Below are 23412 nucleotides of genomic sequence, written 5' to 3'. Positions count from 1 at the left end.
CTCCCTTCATAAACAAATGGATGAGATATCATGAAGCTACGAAATTTCAGCGTTGTTCAACGGTTAGCCTTTCTTGTACTGCTGGTAGCAGGCCTGCTGCTTGTAATGACAGTGGTCGTGTTGCAGCAACACTATGAAGCGCAAAAAGACAAGGCTTATGAGGAGACGAAGCACATCGTTGAATCGGCTTACTCGGTGCTGGAACACTTTTCCACGTTGTCAGAAAACGGGGATATGACCATAGCTGAAGCACAAATGCAGGCCAAAGGTGTTATAGCAGCAATACGCTATGACGACGGTAACTATTTGTGGATCCAGGATGATACGCCGGCCATGGTCATGCATCCTCTGAAGCCCGCGCTTGACGGTCAGGATTTAACGGATTTCAAAGATGCTAACGGCGATAAGTTCTTCGTCACCATGGCACGGCTGGTGAAGTCTGAGAATGAAGGCTTTGTTCCCTACGTCTGGCCATTGCCCAATTCCGAAAAAGCCGTGGATAAAATATCCTACGTAAAACGTTTCGCCCCCTGGCAATGGACCGTTGGCACCGGCATTTACCTTACCCGTCTCGACGCAGCGTTTTCTCATATCCGCAATGTGTTTATCGGCCTGGGCGTGGTGTGTTTGATCCTGGTTATTCTGTTTGCCTGGTTAATTGGTCAGAGCATTATTACCCCGCTACGTGCGACGACTGAGCGGATGAAAGACATTTCCCAGGGTCAGGGGGACTTAACCCGTGAATTGCCCGAAAACGGAAACGATGAAATAGCCAGACTCAGCCGCCATTACAATGCGTTTGTGGCGAAAGTGAGGGAGTCATTGCAGTCTCTCCATGGTGCAATAGAACAGGTCGCACAGGAAGGTTCGCGGTTAGCTGATATCCGTCAGTCCAGCGAGAGTCAGGCACAAACGCAGAGTCACAATGCCATACAGGTTGCCTCTGCAATGGAACAAATGACTGTGAATATTGGCGATGTCAGTCGTCATGCCGCAGAAGCTGACCACTCTACGGAGTCGGCGGGTCAAAGTGCAAAAGCAGGGATTCAGGCTGTTGCGCAATCAGTAACAGACATTCAGTCGCTGAACCAGAGTATTGAATCCGTGGTGAATACAGTGAGCCAGCTTGCCCAGCAGAGTGACAAGATTGGCAGCGTGCTTGATGTTATCCGTGGTATTTCAGAACAAACAAATTTACTGGCACTTAACGCGGCTATTGAAGCAGCCCGTGCCGGTGAACAGGGTCGCGGGTTTGCTGTGGTGGCCGATGAAGTACGTACGCTCGCCAGCAGAACCGGTCAGAGTACTGATGAAATTCAGCAAATGATTCAGGAGTTACAAAGTGGCTCATCTGCCGCAGTGAACGCGGTTAAAACCAGTCAGTCTGCTGTAGACAGCACCGTTGCCAATGTCAAACAGGCAGATGAAACCTTACGTACTTTATTAAGTATTATGTCTGACATCGCCGCTAAGAACCGGCATATTGCGGAGGCTACCGGCCAGCAAAGTGACGCGGCACAGGAAGTAAACCTGCGAATAAATGAACTTTCTGAGTCCGCAAGGCATACTGTGTCTAACGTAGAAGAAATGACACAAACCAGTATCGCACTGGCAGGTCATGTTGAGCAGGCGCGTCAGGCTATGCGAAAATTCCAGTACTGACCGCATCCAACCAGGAGTTATTCATGTCAGGTTTGAGGGTAAAGAAGCGCTACTATCCCGTTTTAATTATCGTTCTGCTCGTGGTGGCGTACTGGCTGTTTGCCAATACCCTCATTAAGTCCGTACTGGAATCTCAGTTGTCTGAATCTTACGGTGCAGAGGTAAACATCGGCAGCTTTGATCACTCGCTGTACCCCACTACCTTTACCCTTGAAAATGTGCAACTGACGGATGCCACTACGCCGGCAAGGAATCAGGTTGTGGTAGGCAAAGCCTACGGCGATGTGGCATTGATGCCCTTGCTGTCAGATCAGGTCATTGTGAATAAACTGTCCGTGCTGGACGTGCAGTTCAATCAGCCCAGAAGTACGCCAGGTGCGGTATACCGCCAGCCAACTCAGAGTCTGACCTTTGATGAAATGAAACAAAAAGCCAAAGACGCGGTTCCTACGGTGGATGAATTGCTGGCCCGCTCGCCGCTGAAAACTACTGCGGCGGTGGAACAGGCGCAACAGGCTTACTCCACTTACTCTGAAGATTTAAAAGCGAATTACAAGGCTCTGCCGGACAAATCCAGAATCGCATTCTATAAATCAGAGATTGAGGCTCTGAAAAATACAGATTATAAAGATCCTCAAACCCTGCTTTCTGCAAAGGAAAAGCTTGAGTCTCTGAAAGCAGAAATTACCTCAGACCGGACCAGGATCCGGGAATTCACTGACAAAGCGGGTGATGCCAGAACCGCCCTGTCAAACAGCCTCAAAGCCTTGAAGAACGCCCCGCAGCAGGATTATCAGTTCATTAAAAATGTTATCGCCGGCGACGATGCCGCCATGCAGCAGGTTACGCAAATGGTGTTCGGCGACAAAGCCGCGGAATATACACAGTACCTCATGTCTGCCGTAGAAATTGTGTTGCCTCTGATACAGGGCGATACGCAACCTGCAGAAGAAGCCCCTGCTGATTTACCTTATATTCTGGTTAAAGACGCCGAAGTGTCAGTGAAATGGCAGGATGAAAGCATTGGCAGCGTGTGGAAGAACATCACCAACATGCACGATGTGGCCGGCGATGCGACTACCTTCACCATTTCTGCTGCCGGTGCCTTACTTAAACAGTTTGAATCGTCAGGGCAGTTCCGCATTGACGACGGCGTGGTTGAGGCATTCCAGCAATGGTCGCTATCGGGCATTAATCTGGCAGACATTCCCATGGTCAAAAGTGAGAAACTCTCTGCCGCTTTACAACAAGCCCTGATGAGTGCCACCGGAAGTATGTCTGTTAAAGATAACCAGCTCAGTGGCGGCAGCGATATCGATCTTGCCGGCCTGGCGATGGAAGCCGCCGGCACCAACAAACTCACTACCGCCATTGCCAATGCACTGAAACAGCTATCGTCGCTGGATTTGCAAATGGCATTATCCGGTACGCTCAGCGATCCGGGTTTCAGTATCAAGTCAGATCTCGATAATAAGCTGGCACAGGCTGCACTTACAGAGTTAACGGCATCTCAACAGGATAAGCTGGACGAAGCCATGAATAAACTCAACAGTAAGATCAGCGCCCTGCAGTCAGACACACAAACCGAACTGGTGAGTGTGGAGAGCATGCTGAAAGCGGCGCAGGGAGACAGCAGCGAACTGGAAGGGCTATTAAAAACACAGCTTAACAGCGTGATAGATAAGCAAAAGGATAAACTGCTGGACAAACTTAAAAGCAAGTTTGGTCAGTAGACCCGCCGGACCAGTACAGGCATAATAGTCATTTATTTAACGTTAAGGTGTTTGCCGTGTGGCAGGATAAGTGGGTTACCGTTGTACTGATAGTGTTGCTGGGATTACTCCAGTACCGCTTGTGGTTCGGTAAAAATTCACTGCCAGACTACCTTGCGCTTAAACAGGAAGTTCAGCAACAGTCGTTACAGAACGACAATCTTGCCCAGCGAAACAATCTGCTTAAGGCTGATATCAGCGATTTAAAAATCGGCCTTGAGTCTATTGAAGAGCGGGCCAGAAACGAACTGGGCCTGATTAAGCAGGGCGAAACCTTCTACCGGATCCTTCCCGCGGATAACGAATAGTCCATGTCTCATCCTTCTGTAGTTGCTGTGGTACCGGCAGCAGGTGTCGGCAGCCGCATGCAAGCTGACAGACCAAAGCAATATCTCAGGATCGGCGAAAAAACCATTCTTGAGCATACGCTTTCCGCGTTGCACGCCCATCCGAAAATTTCTCATATTGTAGTAGCGGTCAGTGCCGGCGATCCTTTCTTTCCGGAGTTACCGGTGGCTAGTGCCCCCTGGCTGACTGTGGTTGATGGTGGTGCAGAACGGGCAGATTCGGTATTCGCTGCCCTCTCACAACTGAACGACAATGACTGGGCCCTGGTTCACGATGCGGCGCGGCCCTGCGTGTCACTGACTGATATCGACACACTGTTGCAGGTCAGAGAGCGGGATGACGTGGCAGGCGGCATTCTGGCAACGCCGGTAAAAGACACCATGAAGCGGGAAATGGCGAGTAAAAATAATATTATTTCCCACACTGAATGCAGAGAACAACTATGGCATGCGCTGACACCACAACTGTTTCGTGCCGGCGAACTCAGGCAGGCATTAATACAGGCACAGGAAAAAAATATTCCCGTTACCGATGAAGCCTCAGCCATGGAAGCAGCCGGTCATAAGGTAGCCCTGATTGACAGTAATCCGGCAAATATCAAAATTACACGCCCTGCCGATATGCCGCTGGCAGCATTTTATCTGCAACAAACCCAAACTTTATAATTTAAGAGGCACCTATGCGTATTGGTCATGGTTACGACGTTCATAAATTTGGTGGTGAAGGCCCCATTGTTATCGGCGGCGTCAGCATAGATTACGAGCAGGGCTTACTGGCCCATTCTGACGGCGATGTATTAATTCATGCATTGTGTGACGCACTTTTGGGTGCTGCAGCGATGGGAGATATTGGTAAACACTTCCCGGACACTGATGACGAGTGGTCTGGTGTGGACAGCCGCTTTCTGCTCCGGCACGTAGTCGGGTTACTGAAAGAAAGAGGATATGTGCTGAGCAATGCCGATATGACCATTATTGCGCAGGCTCCCAAAATGGCCCCTCATGTACAAACAATGCGGGAAGTTCTCGCCAGTGACTGCGGATGCGCTGTTGACGATATCAACGTAAAAGCCACGACAACAGAAAAACTGGGCTTCACCGGCCGCAAAGAAGGCATTGCAGCCCACGCTGTTGTGCTGATCAGAGCTAAATAACATGAGCACATTACGCACTCAGCACTGGCTGTACAGTGATACTCCTCCGGCCTGCACTGCCGCACTCAAGACGCATCCTGAAGATTTCGTTGTCACCGAAGATCTTGGATACAGCTTCAGCGGTGACGGTGAACATCAATTTCTGTGGGTCGAAAAAAAGCTGGCTAATACTGCCTGGGCCGCTGAGCAACTGGCTAAATTTACCGGCTTGCCATTACGGAATGTGACCTACGCAGGACGAAAAGACAAATACGCGGTTACCCGCCAGTGGTTCGGATTACATGCTCCGGGAAAACCGGATTTCGACTTTTCAGGACTGGAACTCGAAGGCGTAAAGATCCTCAGGCAAGAACGGCATAATAAGAAATTACGCATCGGGCAGCTGAAAGGGAACCATTTCACCATTACCCTGCGTGACGTCAGCGACGTTACTGCCCTGACAGAGGCGCTGCAACAGGCTGCCAGAAACGGCGTGCCCAATTACTTCGGCGAGCAGCGTTTTGGCAGTGTCCGCGTTGCTGAGACCGGCGAGCGTCAGGAAGGCGGTAACCTGCAACTGGCAGAAAAAATGATTGCCGGGGAAGCTATCCGCAACCGCAACAAACGCAATATGGCACTGTCTGCCTTACGGAGCTGGCTGTTTAATGAGGTCATCAGTGAGCGCATTCGTCTTGGCAAACTGAATGATGTAATAAGTGGTGACGCACTGATGCTCAGCGGGTCTCACAGCTTTTTTATTGAAAACGGTGAAGATAGCGGGTTGCAAGCCCGTTACGAAGACAAAGATTTATCACCTACGGCTCCGCTGTGGGGAAAAGGTGATGTACCGGTAACCGGTGAAGCGGCGAAGCTTGAACTGGCTGTAGCAGGTAAATACCCTGACGTTACCGGTTATCTCAGTGAAGCCGGCATGAAACAGGAACGCAGACCGGTAAAAATCTGGCCGGCGCAACTTGAATGGCAACATAACGGTGATACAGTAATTGTTTCTTTCAGCTTACCGTCCGGTTGTTATGCCACTACCGTATTACGTGATTGTGTTGACACAAATGGTGAAACAGCGGGCAGTTAGTGTAAGCGACTTACCGGACAACAAACGTCAGGAGCCTTCATGCGTATTCTTTTAAGTAACGACGACAGTGTATTCGCCAAAGGCATTGCTGTTTTATTCGAAACACTTGCCGCAGAGCACGATGTCACCGTGATCGCGCCGGACCGCAATTGCAGCGGTGCCAGCAACGCACTGTCGCTGCACAGTCCGCTCCGCATTCAGCAACTGGATAACGGCTTTTATTCGGTGAATGGCACGCCATCTGACTGTGTTCACCTGGGCGTAAATTGTTTCCTTGACGACGACCCGGAGCTGGTGGTGTCGGGTATCAACCATGGCGCAAACCTGGGTGACGACGTTATTTACTCCGGCACGGTAGCGGCAGCAACCGAAGGGCGATATATGGGTCTGCCGGCCATTGCAGTTTCACTGGCCAGCCACGAAGGCAAACACTTTGACACCGCAGCCCGTGTAGTGCTGGATATTATACGTAAATTACAGGCGCATCCTTTACCCCCCAATCAAATTTTGAACGTAAATGTGCCGGATGTGCCATACGATGCACTCGCCGGTATCAAAGTGACACGTCAGGGGCGCAGACATCGTGCCGAAGCCATGGTAAAAGCAAAAGATGCTTTCGGTCGTGAAATTTACTGGTATGGTCCGGCCGGAGCAGAACAGGATGCCGGCCCTGACACAGATTTTCATGCCATCGCTAACGGTTACTGCTCTGTGACACCGTTAAGCGTGGATATGACAGCTCATCACAGCCTCGCTAACATGGAAGACTGGCTGAATAAAAAACTCTGATAACAATAAAACCTGTGAAGGCAGCTAACCACAAACCGGCTGCCGGAAATAAGATACGGGAAAAACAGGAAACCATTTGCAGCAATGAGAACATTGAAAAAAGGTGAAATGCTCGCTGAGCTTTTGTTCAGCGAGGGCGTAAGGGATCAAAAAGTACTGACCGCTATTGCATCCACGCCAAGGGAATTATTTTTACCCGATGCCCTCAAACACAAAGCTTATCAAAATACGGCGTTACCCATAGGACAGGGACAAACGATTTCCCAGCCTTATATTGTCGCCAAGATGACGGAGTTGCTGCTCAAAGCCTCTAACAGTCCAAGGAAGATTCTGGAAATCGGTACCGGCTCAGGCTACCAGACTGCAATTCTCGCACAACTTTTTGGTCACGTTTACAGTGTTGAACGTATCAAGTCGTTGCAGTTTCAGGCGAAGCGCCGGATGAATCAACTCAACCTGCACAATATTTCCATGAAACATGGCGATGGCTGGAAAGGCTGGCCCAGTAAAGGCCCATATGATGCCATTCTGGTTACCGCCGCAGCGAGCAGCCTGCCACAGGATCTCTGCGACCAGCTTGAAGAAGGTGGCCGTTTGATTATTCCGGTAGGCAGCGAACAGCAGAATTTGTTATGTGTAGACAGAATTGATGGTGAGCTTAAAACAGAGACCATTGAAGCTGTGCGTTTTGTACCACTGGTTGCAGGAGAGCTTCAGTGAAAATTTTTCAACCATGCTATGACCTGGCGTTGCGATGGGCCCGTCACAAGCATGCTAATCGCTATCTTGCGGGACTGAGTTTCGCAGAATCTATGTTCTTTCCCATACCACCGGACGTCATGCTGGCGCCAATGTCCATGTCACAACCGAACCGTGCATGGCTGTTTGCTGCCTTAACCACTATTGCATCCGTACTCGGCGGTATTGCCGGCTATGCACTGGGTTTTTTCACGTTTGAGGCGTGGCTGGAACCTCTTATTATCTCTGCGGGTTACGAAGAAAAACTGCAAACCACTATCGACTGGTTTGAAACCTATGGCGTATGGGTTGTCTTCCTCGCCGGCTTCTCTCCTATACCGTATAAAGTATTCACCATCAGTGCCGGTGTCCTTAATATGGCTCTGGTACCTTTTATTATAGCGTCTGCCATCGGTCGGGGTGCCCGCTTCTTTCTGGTAGCCGGTCTCATGAAATGGGGTGGTGCAGCCATGGAAGCTAAACTCCGCGAATACGTGGAAATACTCGGTTGGTTAACAATCGGACTGGCCGTTCTTGCGTATTTTTTACTCCACTGAGGTAGATTAATGGGCAAAATGCGAGCAATAAATGCTTCAATCGCCTGCATTTTCGCCATTTTTTTGACGGGTTGCAGTGGCAGAACAGCCCCTGCCCCGGTGACTTTACTCAATAGTCAGACTGAATATTCTGAAAAAGGGTCAGATAGCAAAACCTACCTAGTAAAAAAGGGTGATACGTTGTTCGCTATCGCCTGGTTTACCGGAAATGACTATAGAGATCTTGCTAAATACAATTCTTTATCAGCACCTTACGATATTTACCCAGGTCAAACTTTACGCTTATACCCCCAACCTGTGACAGCGTTGACAGGGAACACTTCTAAACCAAAAGTTCAAGAAAAAACTGGTACGACCAGAAACATATACGACAAAAGGAGTGTTGACCGGGATAAACCACAGGCGTACAGTAGTCGTGAAATTAATGTTAACAACCAAGAAGTTACTAGTGTCAAACCTTTGACGAAAAGTGTCAAAGATTCAGCCAGAAGGGATTTTCCCAAAAGGGTGTCAAAATGGGTTTGGCCCAGCAAAGGTAACATAACGTTAACATTTAGTAATGCGGAATCAGGCAATAAAGGGTTGGATTTCAGCGCACAAAGAGGCGCACCAGTTCTGGCCGCTGCGGAAGGTAAAGTGGTTTACGCAGGCAGTGCATTACGTGGGTACGGTAACCTGATAATTATTAAACATACCGATGCCCTGTTGAGTGCTTATGCACACAACGACAAGCTCCTTGTAGAGGAGCAGCAATGGGTCGCCGCAGGGCAACAAATTGCGACAACGGGAGATAGTGGAACAGATTCGGTCAAGCTTCATTTTGAAGTGAGATACCGGGGCAAGTCGTTAGACCCCCAAAGGTATCTGCCAAAAAGATAATAATAACAATAAATAATAATAAAATTTGAGGAGAACATCGCAGGGTAACCAACAACGCAGGAGATGCAGTCGTGGGTCAAACAAAAGCCGCTGTAATCGAATCAAAGTCTCGGGATGAGTTAAACGAGATGGACATGCCAGTTGATATGAAAGCTGGTGAAGCAATTAACAATGATCTGGATGATACTGAGGATGATGCAGTATTTGTTCAGGAGGACTTACCGAAAAACCTGGATGCCACCCAGTTGTACCTGGGGGAAATTGGCTTCTCCCCCCTACTTACCGCAGAAGAAGAGGTTTATTTTGCACGTCGCGCACTGAAAGGCTGTGAGGCCTCCCGTAAGCGTATGATTGTATCTAACCTTCGTCTGGTTGTGAAAATTGCCCGTCGTTACAACAATCGCGGTCTGGCATTACTTGACCTGATTGAAGAAGGTAACCTGGGTCTTATCCGTGCCGTTGAGAAATTTGATCCTGAACGTGGTTTCCGTTTCTCTACGTATGCGACCTGGTGGATTCGTCAGACGATCGAACGGGCGATCATGAATCAAACCCGCACGATTCGTTTACCGATTCACGTAGTCAAAGAATTAAATGTTTATCTGCGTTGTGCACGGGAGCTTTCACAGAAGCTCGACCACGAGCCTACTGCAGAAGAGATAGCTACAGAGCTTGATAAGCCTGTTGACGAAGTCAGCCGTATGCTTCGCCTGAATGAGCGCATTACATCGGTGGACACACCTATCGGTGGTGAAAACGATAAGGCACTGCTGGATATTCTTGCCGACCATAATGAATTTGGTCCCGAAGATAACTTGCAGGACAGCGATATGAAGTCGAATATCGTGAAATGGCTCGGTGAGTTAAATCCGAAACAACGGGAAGTGTTAGCACGTCGTTTTGGTTTATTAGGGTACGAACCGTCTACCCTTGAAGATGTGGGTGCAGAAATTGGCCTTACACGGGAACGTGTCCGTCAGATCCAGGTAGAAGCATTGCGCAGACTGCGCGATATGCTGGGTCATCAGGGACTGTCTATGGAAAGTCTGTTCGATCACATGGGTGAGTAATTTCACCCGTCTGACCCGACCATACAGTTTATGCCGTTCTGCCCGGTATGTTGCACCGGGCGGCACTGTATAAAATACCAATTGATGTATTTTAAGACTATTTACGTGTTAATGTGAAGAAAGTGTAGTCGTAAGGATTATGCTCATCGGCACGGTTTTCAACCACATCTGAACGTACCCAGTCGCCCTGAGAATCGTAATCAGGGAAACAGGTGTCACCGTCGACAGTTAACGCTATTTGTGTCAGATAAAGAGTGGTTGCCTGAGGCAGAAAAGCTTCATAGACCTTACCGCCACCAATCACCATCACTTCATCATCTTCCGTGACCATCTCACTGGCAGCGCTGAGTGCCTCCTCGACGTTAGTAACCACAGTCACCGTGTCAGGAAAATCTGAAGCCGCCGCAGAAGTAATGATGATATTGGGTCTGCCCGGTAAAGGTCTGCCAATTGACTCCCAGGTTCTGCGTCCCATGATCACCGGCTTACCTAATGTTACCGCCTTGAAATGCTTCAAATCGGCCGGCAGGTGCCAGGGCATATCATTGTCAGCGCCGATAACCCGGTTATGTGCCATGGCGGCAATCATCGCAATCTTCATCACTACTCCTTAAGACGCGATATCAGCGACGGTATTCTACTTCAACGTCGTAGTCGTCTTCATCCCAGTCATCATCGTCATCAAGATCATCATCCAGGTCGCCCTGCATGGTCTCGCGATCGTAACTATCCCACTTAAACTCTACCGCCTCTTTCTCATCGTCTTCATCGATGCCGGCAGGCAGTGTTTCAATGTAATTCATAATTTCGTGGCAAAGCTGTTGTGTGTTCATTTTCTGGAAAGCAGAAATTTGATAAACGGGACCATCCCATTCCAGCTTTTCTTTAATTGATTCACACAACGCTTCCACTTCTTCCTCAAGAAGCAAATCAACTTTGTTGAACACTAACCAGCGTGGCTTGGCTGCCAGCTTAGGACTGTATTTCTCGAGTTCTTCAATGATCTTCTTCGCGTTTTCCGCAGGATCGCTCTGATCTGCCGGTAACAGATCAACCATGTGTAACAATACGCGGCAGCGCTCTAAGTGCTTCAGGAAGCGGATACCAAGACCGGCACCGTCGGCCGCGCCTTCGATCAGTCCGGGAATATCAGCAATAACGAAACTACGTTGTGAATCCTGTCTGACAACCCCCAGGTTAGGTACCAGTGTGGTAAAGGGGTAATCGGCGACTTTAGGTTTAGCAGCAGACACAGAGCGGATGAAGGTAGATTTACCGGCATTCGGCATACCGAGCAAGCCCACATCGGCCAGCAGCATGAGCTCTAACTTCAGATTGCGGATTTCACCAGGCGTACCGTTTGTTTTCTGTCTGGGTGCGCGGTTTACGCTACTTTTGAAACGGGCATTACCTAAACCGTGAAAACCGCCCTGCGCGACTTTCAGGCGCTGGCCGTGCTTAGTCAGATCCCCCAGCACTTCTGCCGTTTCCACATCTGTCGCACGGGTACCAACCGGTACCATTACAGTGAGATCTTCACCTGCACGACCTGTACAGTTTCCGCCCTGGCCATTCTGACCACGCTCAGCACGGTGGAAACGCTCGAAGCGATAATCAATGAGGGTGTTCAGGTTCTCATCGGCCTGCAGATACACAGAACCGCCATCACCACCATCACCGCCGTCAGGACCACCTTTCGGGATATATTTTTCACGTCTAAAGCCAACCGTGCCGTTACCGCCGTCGCCGGCTTCAACACGAATTTCAGCTTCATCAACAAATTTCATTAGTCACTCCGAGTCGTTGTCGACTACCGTATTTGAAAGCTAAGTTTACACCATTGTGACAATCACTACATCGCCAATCTGGTGAAGGGCTGCGGGCCCCGGAAAAAATCTTGTTATTAAAAACAAAAAACCCCGCTTACGCGGGGTTTTTTAAGCCTGTTCGGCGTAACGTCAATCCGCGATTACTCGCCGATGATGCTCACGAATTTACGGTTGTTCTTGCCTTTAACGTCAAACTGAACTTTACCGTCTTTCAGAGCAAACAACGTGTGATCTTTACCGATACCTACGTTGTCGCCAGCGTGGAAACGAGTACCACGTTGTCTTACGATGATGTTACCAGCAAGCACTGATTCGCCGCCAAAGCGCTTAACACCAAGGCGTTTACTTTCTGAATCACGACCGTTTTTGGTACTACCACCAGCTTTTTTGTGTGCCATGTGTTCGTGCTCCTATTATGCGTTGATACCAGTGATTTTCACTTCTGTGAACCACTGACGGTGACCCGCTTGTTTACGGTGATGTTTACGACGACGGAACTTAACGATTTTGATTTTATCGCCACGTCCGTGCTGAACTACTTCAGCAGTAATTTTGCCACCAGCAACTAAAGGGGTGCCGATCTTAACGTCGTCACCGTTGCTAACCATTAATACGTTATCGAATTCAACAGTCTCGCCCGGCGCGACTTCGATCTTCTCTAGACGAACGGTCTGGCCTTCAGCCACACGGTGCTGTTTACCGCCACTTTGGAAAACCGCGTACATATTCTACTCCGCTCTGCGTCTCATTGACGCTTCAATTCAAAAAACAGGGCGCGAATTGTACGTGAAACATCCTGAGATCTCAACCCCGAAAAACACAAAATTTGATTATTTTTCGCGCTTCGGTTCAATTCGCTGCCAGAACTACTAAAAGCCCGCATTTTACCTGCATTTTCCCCTTCAGGGAAATGCTGCTAAGGGATTATTTTTTTCATTCATTTCAGTTTTTTAAATCATGCGGGTGGATACCCTTTCAGATTCAGGTACAATCAGCGCTCAGAATGAAATCAGTAAAACATACCCACGACATGCCCATGGACATAAATGCGATCCGCGAGCTGGCAGCTGCGGACATGAAAGCGGTGAATGCGCTTATACAGCAGCAAGTCGACTCAGAAGTTGCTCTAATCAATCAGTTAGGCTTTTACATCGTCAACAGTGGCGGAAAAAGGCTGCGCCCTTTGTTGTCTGTTCTGGCAGCGAGATCTATGGGGATCACAACAGATCAGCATCACACGCTGGCCGCGATCATTGAATTTATCCACACATCCACTTTGCTTCATGATGATGTGGTTGATGAATCCACATTACGCCGGGGTCAACAAACGGCGAATGCAATATTTGGAAATCAGGCAAGCGTACTGGTGGGCGATTTTCTTTACTCCCGTTCATTCCAGATGATGGTCGACCTGCAAAGTATGCGTGTCATGGAGATTTTATCTGACGCAACTAACCGTATTGCCGAAGGTGAAGTATTGCAGTTAATGAATTGCAATGACCCGGACACCACAGAAGCCCGCTATTTTGATGTAATTTACGGCAAGACTGCCCGCTTATTTGAAGCAGCAACACAGCTTGCCGCTGTGCTGACGGGGCAGCCTGAGCACATTGAAAAGGCTATGCAGGACTACGGTAAACACCTGGGCACCGCTTTTCAGTTAGCTGACGACATTCTCGATTATGCGGCTGATAAAGACGAAATGGGTAAGAACACCGGCGATGATCTTGCAGAAGGTAAGCCTACCCTGCCCCTGTTGTACGCCATGTGGCACGCTGAAGATGAAGTGGATAAACAACTGATCAGAGAAGCCATTGAGAAAGCAAATGGCCTGCCTCACCTTTCACGAATAGTCAATATTATGAGTGAAACCGGTGCGCTGGAATATACCAAACGCTGCGCGGATGAAGAAACGCAGAAAGCCATAGCTGCACTGGCTCCGGTGCCGGAATCTGACTACAAACAGGCGCTGATTGCATTAGCGCATATTGCTGTAGAACGCACTAAGTAAGAGTTCTCAGGCCCGCTGTTGCGGGCCTAATTCTCAATCATAAATCCGATCATACCCATCAAGAAACCGGCAATCGCGCCCATGGGTGGCAGCCATTGTTTTTCCACGTAAATTTGCGGTGCCATATCCTGAAAGACAGAATAAAGGATCCCTCCGGCGGCGAACAACATTATGCCACCAATAACCATGGGATAATCAGCCAGCCAGTAAAAGCCGGCGACAGCCATCACCGGCCCAAGCAACGCCATTGCAGCAAACTTCCAAATCAGTTTATTCTGATACTTTAAATTTCCGCCTGTCATTTCGCGGTAAGCATTAAAGCCCTCCGGCAGGTTCTGAATAGCAATCAGTAAACCAAGTAAGAGTGTACCGCCTCCGGATGCAGCCGTCGTTCCCAGCGCCAGAGATTCCGGTACAAAATCACTTAACATTGCCGCTAACTGACTGGCCGGAGTGTTCTGTCTGGCCAGATAGATATCCAGACTCATGAAAGCCAGAGCGCCCCCGGTAAAACACAAAGTGGCAGTCAGAGGTGTATGCGCAGCGATGCCCTCAGGCACCAGAACGAGTGCTACAGCTGAAAGTAGTGCTCCCGCCCCGAGCGCCATAATGCCGTGGCGAATTTCCTGCTCCAGCCACTCAGGTTGAATGCGGTCATTCCTGGCCAGTAACGCTCCGGCTGGCATAGCTAATCCGGCAATCAGCGCAATAAAGATCACGCTGATCAGGTTGTGATCCATCACAGATCTGGCTCCTTAGTTCAACCCCAAATCACGGGTCATATTCTCATTTCTGTCCCGGTGTAGAATGATATTGTCTTCAATACGGATCCCGCCGAAAGGCCGGTACCGATCGACAATATCCCAGTTAATGTACTTAGAGTTATCGCTGGCTTTCAAATCGGCCAGCAGCGTGTCAATGAAATATAACCCGGGCTCAATAGTGAAGACCTGACGAGCTTCCACCACACGGGTACAACGCAGAAACGGATGCTCTTCCGGTGCCGGTTTTGGCGTACCGCGGTCATCAGCCACCAGCCCGCCTACATCATGCACCTGTAACCCCAGGAAGTGGCCTATACCGTGAGGAAAGAAAGTGCTGGTGATTTGTTTTTCGACAATCTCCTGAGGCTTAAGATTGACCAGTCCCACATCATGAAGAATTTGTGCAATGCCATCGTGGGCAAGAATATGAATGTCGGTATAAGCAACACCGGGTTTAAGTGCATTGCCTAATGTCACCGTAACTTTATCCACATGTGCGATTAACTCAGCGAACAGAGGATCTGAGTGGCTGTACGTCCGCGTGATATCGGCGGCATAACCATGAAAAGAGGCACCGGCATCAATGAGAAACGAGCGTGGCGTATCCGGCGCTGCATTGTCACAATGCATGTAATGCAGAATAGATGCATGCTCGTTCAGCGCAATAATACTCGTATAGGGTAAGTCGTTATCTCCCTGACCCGCCGCGCTGTTGTAAGCCTGCTTAATGGCAAACTCACTTTCACCAGCCATAAATGCTTCCCGGGCAGCACGGTGCCCCTGCACAGCCAGTTTATTGGCTTTGCGCATACACAGCATCTCGTAATCAGTTTTATATGCCCGCTGAAAGTGCAGGTAATTTAACGCCCGGTCAGGATTAACAATGTGGAATCCCAATGCGCTGGCCACTTCAATATATTCACCTACATAGGCATATTTCTGCTTATCGTAAGGCAAATGTTTTTCAACAGCGTCAGCCTGCTTTAGCAGGACGATATCGAACTCAGCCGTCCAGAAGTCATCCGGTTCAGGAGGTACTTTGTGCCAGAAATCCACAGGACGGTAAAAAATAAGTTTCGGTTTATCGGTACCGTTAACCACCAGCCAGCAATGCGGGTTATCTACTACAGGCACCCAGGCTTTGAAATGAGGATTCACCTTAAACGGATAATCATTGTCATCGAGGAAAAGCCGTTTACTTTGTCCCGCATGAATAACCAGCCCGTCCAGACCTTCCCGCTGCAGAGCTTCTCTGGTACGGGACTGAAGTGTCTCAATATGTGCCCGGTAGGACGCGGTAAGTGTGGTCATAAACCCTCATTTATTCTGTCGTTAATTGTTTTAATATGTAAAAGACCGGCGGTATGCCACCGGCCTTATTTGGGTGCGTAAGTGCCGCCTGCCCTTCCTCCGGGAGAGGAAAGGCCGGTAGCCGGCGGAATAGCAGATTTTGCCAGTTGCTCAAACAGCCCTGAAGACTCACCCAGCTGATGTTCGTAGATATAACGGTATGCCATCACCGCTTTTACGTAACTGCGGGTTTCTTTATACGGAATCGTTTCGATCCAGATATCCGTTTCTACGTTTTTGCCGGCAGGTAACCATTCCATAACCCGCCGCCACCCGGCATTATACGACGCCGAAACCAGTACCGGATTATCGCCCATTTTGTCCATCAGATAACGCAGGTACTGCACACCAAACTGAACATTCTGACCTGCATCAAACAATTCATCTGTGGATACTCTTTTTTCGGCAATGTATCCCGCAGTATCAGGCATTAACTGCATCAGGCCACGGGCACCGGCAGGAGACACAGCATCGACCATAAACGAGCTTTCCCGGCGGGCAATTGCCATGGCAAATGCAGGCTGGATATCGTAGGCCCGTCCGACATCATCAAACTGTTCGGCATAGGCCATAGGGAAGCGCTTCTCCACGTCATCCAGAAAGCCGCTTTGAGTAAAACTGATGATTGCCTGGTCGAACCAACCCCACTCGCTGGCCAATAATGCTGCGTCCTTCACTTGCGAAGTATCCAGTGAGTTCACCAGATAACGCCACTCACGTCTGGCATCAATTAAGCGGCCAAGAGCGAGAAATTCTTGTGCCCGCTTTGCGGCCGGACGCTCAGCAATCATTTGCATATTTTCGTCACTGCGGGGCGTAGCGATGTGTTTCAGCGAAGGCTTCTCATTGACTCTGGCACTGGCCATAAAACCGTAATAGTTCCGTTCCTGAGCCAGTTCACGGTAACGGATACCGGCCTGCTCCGGTAACCCCATCGCCTCGAGACTGCGGGCCTGCCAGTAGCGATAGGCTTCATCCTGCTGCACATATTCCGGTGCTGCCGCAATTAGGTCCAGCACGTCCTGCCATTTCTCATGACGCAACAGATAAGACATGTGCCAGCGTTTTACGTCATCTGCAGCACCACTGACATCAGCCCGCTTTAACCATTCATCTGCTTCCGGTTTATCGTCAATGGCAAGACTCAGAGCAATTGCCCTGGTCACATCCAGTTGCTGCTGATGCGTTAACACATCTGCCGGCTGCCAGAGGTACCAGGCTTTGATCGCATCACCGGCATCCCGCCAGGCAAGCTTTTCCATCCCGTAAGCAAGAATTTTTCCCTCTGTTTCTTTATTCTTCAGCGGAAACTGAGACTTCTTCAGTACCAGCGATGATGAAGTACGGATGCGCTGCCATAAATCAGCCAGATATTGTTCTTTTGCAGGGAGTTTTCGCTTCAGGTAAGGAATAAGCTTCGGGTTACCGGTTAACGCTGCTTTCTCAATCCGACCTAACACCATGTCACCGGTCATCATGCCGGCCTGCTGCCATTTTTTAAATACAGGGTCACATTCGTCCGGTTGAGAACGGCCTGCTAGCCAGATGGGCTCAACTTTTTCTAACCAGTATTCAGGCTGGCCCGCGTCTTCCAGCTGATATTGCAGATACTGACACGTAATGGTAGCCCCCATGCCATCGCGATAATTAGCAAGAAACGCTTTCTTTTCACCATGAGTAGCCAGGTAACGGAGCCAGCGGCCACGTAAGCCATAGGTAAAAGGCTGGTTGTGATAATTCAGCAGGAAAGATTCTATGTCTTCACGGTGAGCCATATCCATCCGCTGATCGATTTGCTGTCGCAACAGATAAGGATAAAGAGGATAGTCTTTTAATGCGGCAACATCGTCTTCCAGCGCAGCCACTTTTTTCCGGCTGGCGCGGCCAAGCTGCTTTTCGAGCTCAGTAAACTGTGCCCGCTTTAGCTCTAATTCGGGAGAAGAAGGCGTTGGCTGAGCTTGCACAATACCTGCAACACTCATCACACCTAGCCAGAAACTGGCTACAAGAAAAGACACCGGAATGCGCTTCACGGAAGCAGCCGAAGATACTTGCATTCAAAACCATCCATCCAAAAACGAGTGAATGACAGGGGCGTTACCAGAAAATAAGGGGTAAAAAACAAAACAACCCGAAAATTTGAAATAGCGCTGGCGAACACCCGATTTCCTTACCATTATACAACCTTGTGATGTGAATTCGAGCTTGATTTTTTGCCGCTCAATCGCCATTTAGGAAAAAAATGTAAACACTTGTTTGAATTTTTATTGAAATTTTCCGTGGCATTGTCACAATCAAGCCACCCTAACACGTCAGAGTAAGACACCGGCTTGCAGTTCCGGTTCCTCATTTCTGACATCCTCGCCATTGCCGAAGGAGACGAGAATGATATACGAAGGCAAGAGTCTGACCGTTACGTTGTCAGATGATGGTATTGCTGAACTGGTTTTTGATGCACAAGGTTCAGTCAACAAATTTGACCGCCAGACGGTAGCTGAACTGGATGAAGCCACTGCGGCTATGGCTGCTCATGGTGGCATTAAAGGTGCAGTAGTAAGAAGTGGCAAACCGGCTTTCATCGTGGGTGCCGATATCACCGAATTTACGGCTATGTTTGAGCAACCGGAAGAAGAAGTGCTTGCGTGGGTAGCTAAAACATCACAGGTATTCGATCGCTTTGAAGATCTTCCCTTCCCCACCATCGCAGCGGTAAATGGCTTCGCGCTGGGCGGTGGCTGTGAGATGGCACTGGCTTGTGATTTCCGCGTTGTTGACACTACCGCTTCTATTGGTCTGCCGGAAGTCAAACTGGGCCTGATGCCCGGCTTTGGTGGTACCGTTCGCCTCCCCCGCCTGATTGGGTCTGATAATGCTCTGGAATGGATGACCACCGGCAAAGACAGAAAAGGCCAGCAAGCACTTGATGAAGGTGCGGTAGACGCAGTCGTGGCACCGGAGAAGCTTCTTGATGCAGCTACCACAATGGTAAGCAATGCCGCTGCCGGCAAGCTGGACTGGAAAACCCGCCGTGCAAATAAAAAAGCACCGTTAAAACTGAATCAAAATGAAGCAATGATGAGTTTTTCCACGGCGCAGGCATTCGTGGCGGCCAAAGCAGGTAAACATTATCCGGCTCCCCACATGATGGTAGAGACCGTTAAAAATGCAGCCGGTCTGGATCGCGACGGCGCGTTGAAACTGGAAAACCAGGGCTTTGTTAAACTGGCTAAAACCGACGCGGCACAAGCTCAAATCGGTATTTTCCTGGCTGACCAGCTGGTAAAAGGCAAGGGCAAGAAAATGGCCAAAGCCGCCACCAAAGAAGTCAAACTTAATGCGGTTCTCGGCGCCGGCATCATGGGTGGTGGAATCGCTTATCAGAGCGCATCCAAAGGCTTACCGGTAGTGATGAAAGATATCAACACTCCGGCGCTTGATTTAGGCTTGAGTGAAGCAGCCAAAATTCTGAATAAAGGCATGGAGCGCGGCAAAGTCGACGCGAAGAAAATGGCAGCCACGTTAAATGCCATTACCCCGACTCTCGAATACAGCACGCTGAAAGACGCAGACGTTGTCATCGAAGCGGTTGTCGAAAATCCGAAAGTAAAAGGCATCGTACTGAAAGAAGTGGAAGGTGTGGTGGCAGATGACGCCATTATATGTTCAAACACATCCACCATTTCCATTAACCAGCTGGCTGAAAACCTCGACAAACCAGAGCGCTTCTGTGGCATGCATTTCTTTAATCCTGTACATCGCATGCCGCTGGTTGAGATTATCCGTGGTGAGAAGACCACTGACGACACCATTAATGCCGTAGTCGCTACCACGCTGAAAATGGGCAAAACCCCCATCGTGGTCAATGATTGCCCCGGCTTTTTAGTGAACCGTGTGTTGTTCCCTTACTTTGCCGGCTTCAGCAAACTGGTACTCGACGGTGCCGATTTCGTTGCGGTTGATAAGGTCATGGAGAAAGACTTCGGCTGGCCAATGGGGCCTGCATACCTGCTGGACGTGGTAGGTATGGATACGGCTGATCACGCTGCGGGCGTTATGGCTGAAGGTATTCCGGAGCGCATGGCGAAACTTGAGAATGATCCGGTCACTTTGCTGTACGAAGCGAAACGCCTGGGTCAGAAAAACGGCAAAGGTTTTTATAACTTCGGTACTGACAAACGGGGACGTCCCAGTAAAGAAGCAGCAGAAGAGGCTTACAGCCTGATCAACGCAAATAGTGCTGAAACCAAGGCCTTTGATAAAGAAGAAATCATTGCCCGCCTGATGATTCCTATGGCAAACGAGGCTATCCGTTGTCTGGAAGAAGGCATTGTTGCCAGTGCTGCAGAAGCCGATATGGCGCTGCTTTACGGACTGGGATTCCCTCCTTTCCGTGGCGGAATTTTCCGTTATATCGAAACACTGGGCCTTGAGCAGTTTGTTGCTCTGGCAGACAAATATGCCCACTTAGGTCCGATCTATCAGATTTCCGACGGCGTGCGCCAGATGGCCGCTGAAGGTAAATCTTATTTCGCGTAACGGAACCAGGGAGAAGAATATGAAAGATGTAGTAATTGTTGATGCGATTCGCACACCTATGGGCCGTTCCAAAGGTGGCGTATTCAGAAATGTCCGTGCAGAGACTTTATCTGCCCACCTGATGACTGCATTACTGAAAAGAAACCCGAACCTCGATCCTGCTGAGATTGAAGATATTATCTGGGGTTGTGTGCAGCAAACGAAAGAGCAGGGTTTTAACGTTGCCCGTAATGCGCAGTTACTGACTGACGTTCCCCGCTCCACAGCGGCAGTGACAGTGAACCGTTTGTGCGGCTCTTCTATGCAAGCCCTGCATGATGCCACCAGCGGCATTATGAGCGGTCGCGGTGATGTATACATGATAGGTGGCGTTGAACATATGGGTCACGTTCCCATGACCTTTAACGTCGATTTCCATCCTGCTCTTGCTAAATATACCGCTAAAGCATCGGGGAATATGGGTATGACTGCCGAGCTGCTCGGTCGTCAAAACGGCATTAGCCGTGAGATGCAGGACGCCTTCGGCGCACGCTCACACCAGTTGGCCCATCAGGCCCACCTTGAAGGCCGCTGGGCAAATGAAATTGTACCCGTTGAAGGCCATGATGCAGACGGCGTGCTGACAATGGTCGATTACGACGAAGTCATTCGTCCCGAAACGACCGTCGAAACCTTATCCGGCTTGCGCCCGGTATTTGATCCGGTAAACGGTACCGTAACCGCCGGTACCGCCTCTGCAATATCAGACGGTGCATCAGCCATGCTCGTTATGTCTGCTGACAAAGCGAAAGCACTGGGCTTAACGCCACGGGCGAAAATCCGCTCAATGGCGGTGGCAGGTTGCGACGCTGCAATCATGGGTTACGGCCCTGTACCAGCCACTAAAAAGGCGCTGCAGCGGGCGGGTCTGAGTATGGATGACATTGAAATTGCCGAGTTCAACGAAGCTTTCGCTGCACAGGCATTGTCGTGTATCAAACAACTGGGCTGGCTGGAAAAATACGATGACCACGTCAACCTGAACGGCGGTGCCATCGCACTAGGTCACCCGCTGGGTTGTTCAGGCTCACGTATCAGCACCACCCTGCTGAACCTGATGGAAGCGAAAGATAAAACTCTGGGCCTTGCCACCATGTGTATTGGCTTAGGTCAGGGTATTGCTACCGTCTTCGAACGTGTTTAATCTTTTATAGATTACTCTGAAGAAAGGGCCTGCGGGCCCTTTTTTAATGCCCGCTCAAAAATAACGACTATAACTCAATAACCTGACTTGCGGGAAATCGTGTCGCATTAATTATCAATCAATGGTCTAATCAAACATAAAACCGGCATTAAGGGATATTAAATTGATATGAAGCGCTCTTTGACGCTGTCCCGATATGTAAAAAAACGAACCGGAGTGCCTCTGGGAGCAAGTCATTCTATGAGGAATATGCTCTCACGCTCTTTAGGCGCAGGCTCTTTTCCTCAGTTCTGGCAATACTGGAATCCGGTCTGGAGCTACTATTTATCCCGCAATGTAATGAGACCCCTCAGCAACGTTCTGCCGGACTCAATTGCTGTCCTGTTCACATTTCTCGTTAGTGGCGCCCTGCACGATTTAGCCGTCAGTCTGGTCAAATGGAAAGCGGTGTTCTTTTTCACCCCCTGGTTTGGCCTGATGGGACTCATCGTGATAACCAGCAGTAAACTTGATATCACCTACAGGCACTTTACCCGGAGTTTCAGAGCAGCCATAAACCTGTCAGTTATTGCTGCCAGTTTATGTCTTACGTACCTCATGGAAGGCGCACTTAATTAGCACTGCTTAGTGCCGTACTATTAAACATGCCGGGGTATACAGATCCCTGTCACACTCTGCTATATTGAAAGTACAACAATTAACCGTTGCAGGGAATAAAATGAAAGTGATTTTCAGGTGTCTGGGGCTTTTCTTGTTGCTGATAGCAGCACTTACTGCATACAGCGCAGGACATCAAACCGGTGCATTTCTTTTTGTTGTACTTGGCTTCGTGTTAGAAGGCGTTTTCTGGACGGGTCTGTTTCCCCGCAAACGTGCCGGATAAAACTGAAAGCGTTTAGCACGGGAATTTAATCACCGTGCTGTAATCTGATGACGATTTCAATACCACCAGGGATGGCTGAAATCCACATACTGAGGGTCAATTTCTGCAGTATAAGGGGGAGCGAAGCTACGCCAGAAAACCCCGGAGAATTCTGCTGCATTGATTGTCAGCTTTCCTTCTTTCTCGTACTTTTTCAGTAGCTTATTGTAGGCGCCTACCGGATATTGAGGGGTGTTGGAGCGAAAGACAACTGCACCGCCAAACTCCTCGAACATCGCCTTTTCAACTTGCCAGTGTTTAACCTGTTCTGAAGCAATCTCCTGCACACTGCGTTTTGGTGGCGGAGTAAATGCTGATGCCAGCTCTTTATCTTCTTCCGTCTCGGGTTCTGGCGGAGGGGTAGCGGTATCCAGACTGTCTTTAAACACTTCAACGAAACGTGCCACCAGTTCAGCGTCCGGTTCGATACCTTTAGATTCGGCATAATCCTTTAACACACCATCCACAATGATTTCGGTGAGTCTGGCCTGCTGAAATTGCGCTACGGCCATTTCTCTGGACACATTCATAGTTTTAGCCAGTGCATTGAGCTGCTTCTCTGTGGGCGATACAGAGCGCTCTGTCACTGGTTTACCCAGCAAAGTAGCCACTACATTTTGTTGAGCATGCGCAACTCCGGATAACGTTATGCTTAAAATGAATAAAAGAAAGAGTCGCTTAAACGGATACGACATGAATGCTCCTTGAAAAGAATACCGGTATGTTAAACCACGCGGTTGTCCATAAGCGTGATACACAGAATAAAAGCAAATAACA

24 protein-coding genes are annotated in these 23412 nt (G+C 49.3%); 16 read left to right on the top strand and 8 right to left on the bottom strand.

Annotated features, from left to right (window positions below; translation table 11 throughout):
• Positions 1–30 precede the first annotated feature (30 nt).
• The 11 genes from DS731_RS03395 to rpoS all read left to right on the top strand — a co-directional run bounded on the left by DS731_RS03395 (position 31) and on the right by rpoS (position 10040).
• Positions 31–1662: a methyl-accepting chemotaxis protein gene (locus DS731_RS03395; RefSeq protein ID WP_119500001.1), complete on the top strand. Its 1632-nt coding sequence runs from the start codon at positions 31–33 to the stop codon at positions 1660–1662.
• A gap of 23 nt (positions 1663–1685) precedes the next feature.
• Positions 1686–3395 carry a TIGR03545 family protein gene (locus DS731_RS03390; protein ID WP_119500000.1) on the top strand — a complete coding sequence of 570 codons (1710 nt, stop codon included), beginning with the start codon at positions 1686–1688 and terminating at the stop codon, positions 3393–3395.
• 56 nt (positions 3396–3451) lie between these two features.
• A complete protein-coding gene (gene ftsB / locus DS731_RS03385) occupies positions 3452–3742 on the top strand; it encodes a cell division protein FtsB (protein ID WP_119503280.1) in 291 nt (96 codons plus the stop codon).
• A gap of 3 nt (positions 3743–3745) precedes the next feature.
• On the top strand, positions 3746–4447 hold the full coding sequence (gene ispD, locus DS731_RS03380) for a 2-C-methyl-D-erythritol 4-phosphate cytidylyltransferase (protein ID WP_119499999.1): 702 nt from the start codon (positions 3746–3748) through the stop codon (positions 4445–4447).
• A 14-nt stretch (positions 4448–4461) separates the two neighbouring features.
• Positions 4462–4935: a 2-C-methyl-D-erythritol 2,4-cyclodiphosphate synthase gene (gene ispF / locus DS731_RS03375; protein WP_119499998.1), complete on the top strand. Its 474-nt coding sequence runs from the start codon at positions 4462–4464 to the stop codon at positions 4933–4935.
• A gap of 1 nt (position 4936) precedes the next feature.
• Complete coding sequence (gene truD, locus DS731_RS03370) at positions 4937–6007, top strand: tRNA pseudouridine(13) synthase TruD (RefSeq protein WP_119499997.1); 1071 nt, start codon at positions 4937–4939, stop codon at positions 6005–6007.
• Between the two features lie 39 nt (positions 6008–6046).
• A complete protein-coding gene (gene surE, locus DS731_RS03365; RefSeq protein ID WP_119499996.1) occupies positions 6047–6796 on the top strand; it encodes a 5'/3'-nucleotidase SurE in 750 nt (249 codons plus the stop codon).
• An 84-nt stretch (positions 6797–6880) separates the two neighbouring features.
• On the top strand, positions 6881–7516 hold the full coding sequence (locus DS731_RS03360; RefSeq protein ID WP_119499995.1) for a protein-L-isoaspartate(D-aspartate) O-methyltransferase: 636 nt from the start codon (positions 6881–6883) through the stop codon (positions 7514–7516).
• Complete coding sequence (locus tag DS731_RS03355; RefSeq protein WP_119499994.1) at positions 7513–8091, top strand: YqaA family protein; 579 nt, start codon at positions 7513–7515, stop codon at positions 8089–8091. The genes DS731_RS03360 and DS731_RS03355 overlap by 4 nt, the downstream gene beginning before the upstream one ends.
• An 18-nt stretch (positions 8092–8109) precedes the next feature.
• Positions 8110–8970 (top strand): peptidoglycan DD-metalloendopeptidase family protein, encoded by an 861-nt coding sequence (locus DS731_RS03350; protein WP_119503279.1) that lies wholly within the window; start codon positions 8110–8112, stop codon positions 8968–8970.
• Between the two features lie 128 nt (positions 8971–9098).
• The gene (rpoS, locus tag DS731_RS03345; RefSeq protein WP_119503278.1) at positions 9099–10040 is read left to right on the top strand and encodes an RNA polymerase sigma factor RpoS; all 942 of its coding nucleotides are present in this window, start codon (positions 9099–9101) and stop codon (positions 10038–10040) included.
• A gap of 97 nt (positions 10041–10137) precedes the next feature.
• Here rpoS and folA read toward each other — a convergent pair whose 3' ends face one another.
• The 4 genes from folA to rplU form a co-directional block, all read right to left on the bottom strand.
• Positions 10138–10641: a type 3 dihydrofolate reductase gene (folA, locus tag DS731_RS03340; RefSeq protein WP_232373469.1), complete on the bottom strand. Its 504-nt coding sequence runs from the start codon at positions 10639–10641 to the stop codon at positions 10138–10140.
• Between the two features lie 22 nt (positions 10642–10663).
• Complete coding sequence (gene cgtA / locus DS731_RS03335) at positions 10664–11827, bottom strand: Obg family GTPase CgtA (protein WP_119499993.1); 1164 nt, start codon at positions 11825–11827, stop codon at positions 10664–10666.
• A gap of 182 nt (positions 11828–12009) precedes the next feature.
• Complete coding sequence (rpmA, locus tag DS731_RS03330) at positions 12010–12267, bottom strand: 50S ribosomal protein L27 (RefSeq protein WP_070125553.1); 258 nt, start codon at positions 12265–12267, stop codon at positions 12010–12012.
• A 15-nt stretch (positions 12268–12282) separates the two neighbouring features.
• Complete coding sequence (gene rplU, locus DS731_RS03325) at positions 12283–12594, bottom strand: 50S ribosomal protein L21 (protein WP_119499992.1); 312 nt, start codon at positions 12592–12594, stop codon at positions 12283–12285.
• Positions 12595–12905: 311 nt separating this feature from the next.
• Here rplU and ispB point away from each other — a divergent pair, with 311 nt between their 5' ends.
• A complete protein-coding gene (ispB, locus tag DS731_RS03320; protein ID WP_119503276.1) occupies positions 12906–13880 on the top strand; it encodes an octaprenyl diphosphate synthase in 975 nt (324 codons plus the stop codon).
• Positions 13881–13906: 26 nt separating this feature from the next.
• Here ispB and DS731_RS03315 read toward each other — a convergent pair whose 3' ends face one another.
• From DS731_RS03315 to DS731_RS03305, 3 genes are all read right to left on the bottom strand, one after another.
• Entirely contained in the window at positions 13907–14620 is a 714-nt protein-coding gene (locus DS731_RS03315) for a ZIP family metal transporter (protein ID WP_119499991.1), read from the bottom strand.
• A gap of 15 nt (positions 14621–14635) precedes the next feature.
• Positions 14636–15955, bottom strand: coding sequence for a Xaa-Pro dipeptidase (pepQ, locus tag DS731_RS03310; protein ID WP_119499990.1), 1320 nt, complete (start codon positions 15953–15955; stop codon positions 14636–14638).
• Between the two features lie 65 nt (positions 15956–16020).
• Positions 16021–18051 (bottom strand): transglycosylase SLT domain-containing protein, encoded by a 2031-nt coding sequence (locus tag DS731_RS03305; protein WP_119499989.1) that lies wholly within the window; start codon positions 18049–18051, stop codon positions 16021–16023.
• A 328-nt stretch (positions 18052–18379) separates the two neighbouring features.
• Here DS731_RS03305 and fadB point away from each other — a divergent pair, with 328 nt between their 5' ends.
• From fadB to DS731_RS22005, 4 genes are all read left to right on the top strand, one after another.
• Positions 18380–20530, top strand: coding sequence for a fatty acid oxidation complex subunit alpha FadB (gene fadB / locus DS731_RS03300; RefSeq protein ID WP_119499988.1), 2151 nt, complete (start codon positions 18380–18382; stop codon positions 20528–20530).
• Between the two features lie 19 nt (positions 20531–20549).
• Positions 20550–21713, top strand: a complete 1164-nt coding sequence (fadA, locus tag DS731_RS03295; RefSeq protein WP_119499987.1) for an acetyl-CoA C-acyltransferase FadA — start codon at positions 20550–20552, stop codon at positions 21711–21713.
• A gap of 168 nt (positions 21714–21881) precedes the next feature.
• Positions 21882–22331, top strand: a complete 450-nt coding sequence (locus tag DS731_RS03290; RefSeq protein ID WP_119499986.1) for an MBOAT family O-acyltransferase — start codon at positions 21882–21884, stop codon at positions 22329–22331.
• A gap of 100 nt (positions 22332–22431) precedes the next feature.
• Positions 22432–22596, top strand: a complete 165-nt coding sequence (locus DS731_RS22005; protein ID WP_181013645.1) for a hypothetical protein — start codon at positions 22432–22434, stop codon at positions 22594–22596.
• 56 nt (positions 22597–22652) lie between these two features.
• On the opposite strand, the gene DS731_RS03285 is transcribed toward DS731_RS22005, so the two are convergent.
• The gene (locus tag DS731_RS03285) at positions 22653–23330 is read right to left on the bottom strand and encodes a hypothetical protein (RefSeq protein WP_119499985.1); all 678 of its coding nucleotides are present in this window, start codon (positions 23328–23330) and stop codon (positions 22653–22655) included.
• Positions 23331–23412: the final 82 nt, after the last annotated feature.

This window comes from Alteromonas sp. RKMC-009, from assembly GCF_003584565.2.
Classification (GTDB): Bacteria; Pseudomonadota; Gammaproteobacteria; order Enterobacterales; family Alteromonadaceae; genus Alteromonas.
The sequence above is the reverse complement of the archived record's forward strand: the minus strand, read 5'-3'. Positions and strand labels throughout refer to the sequence as shown.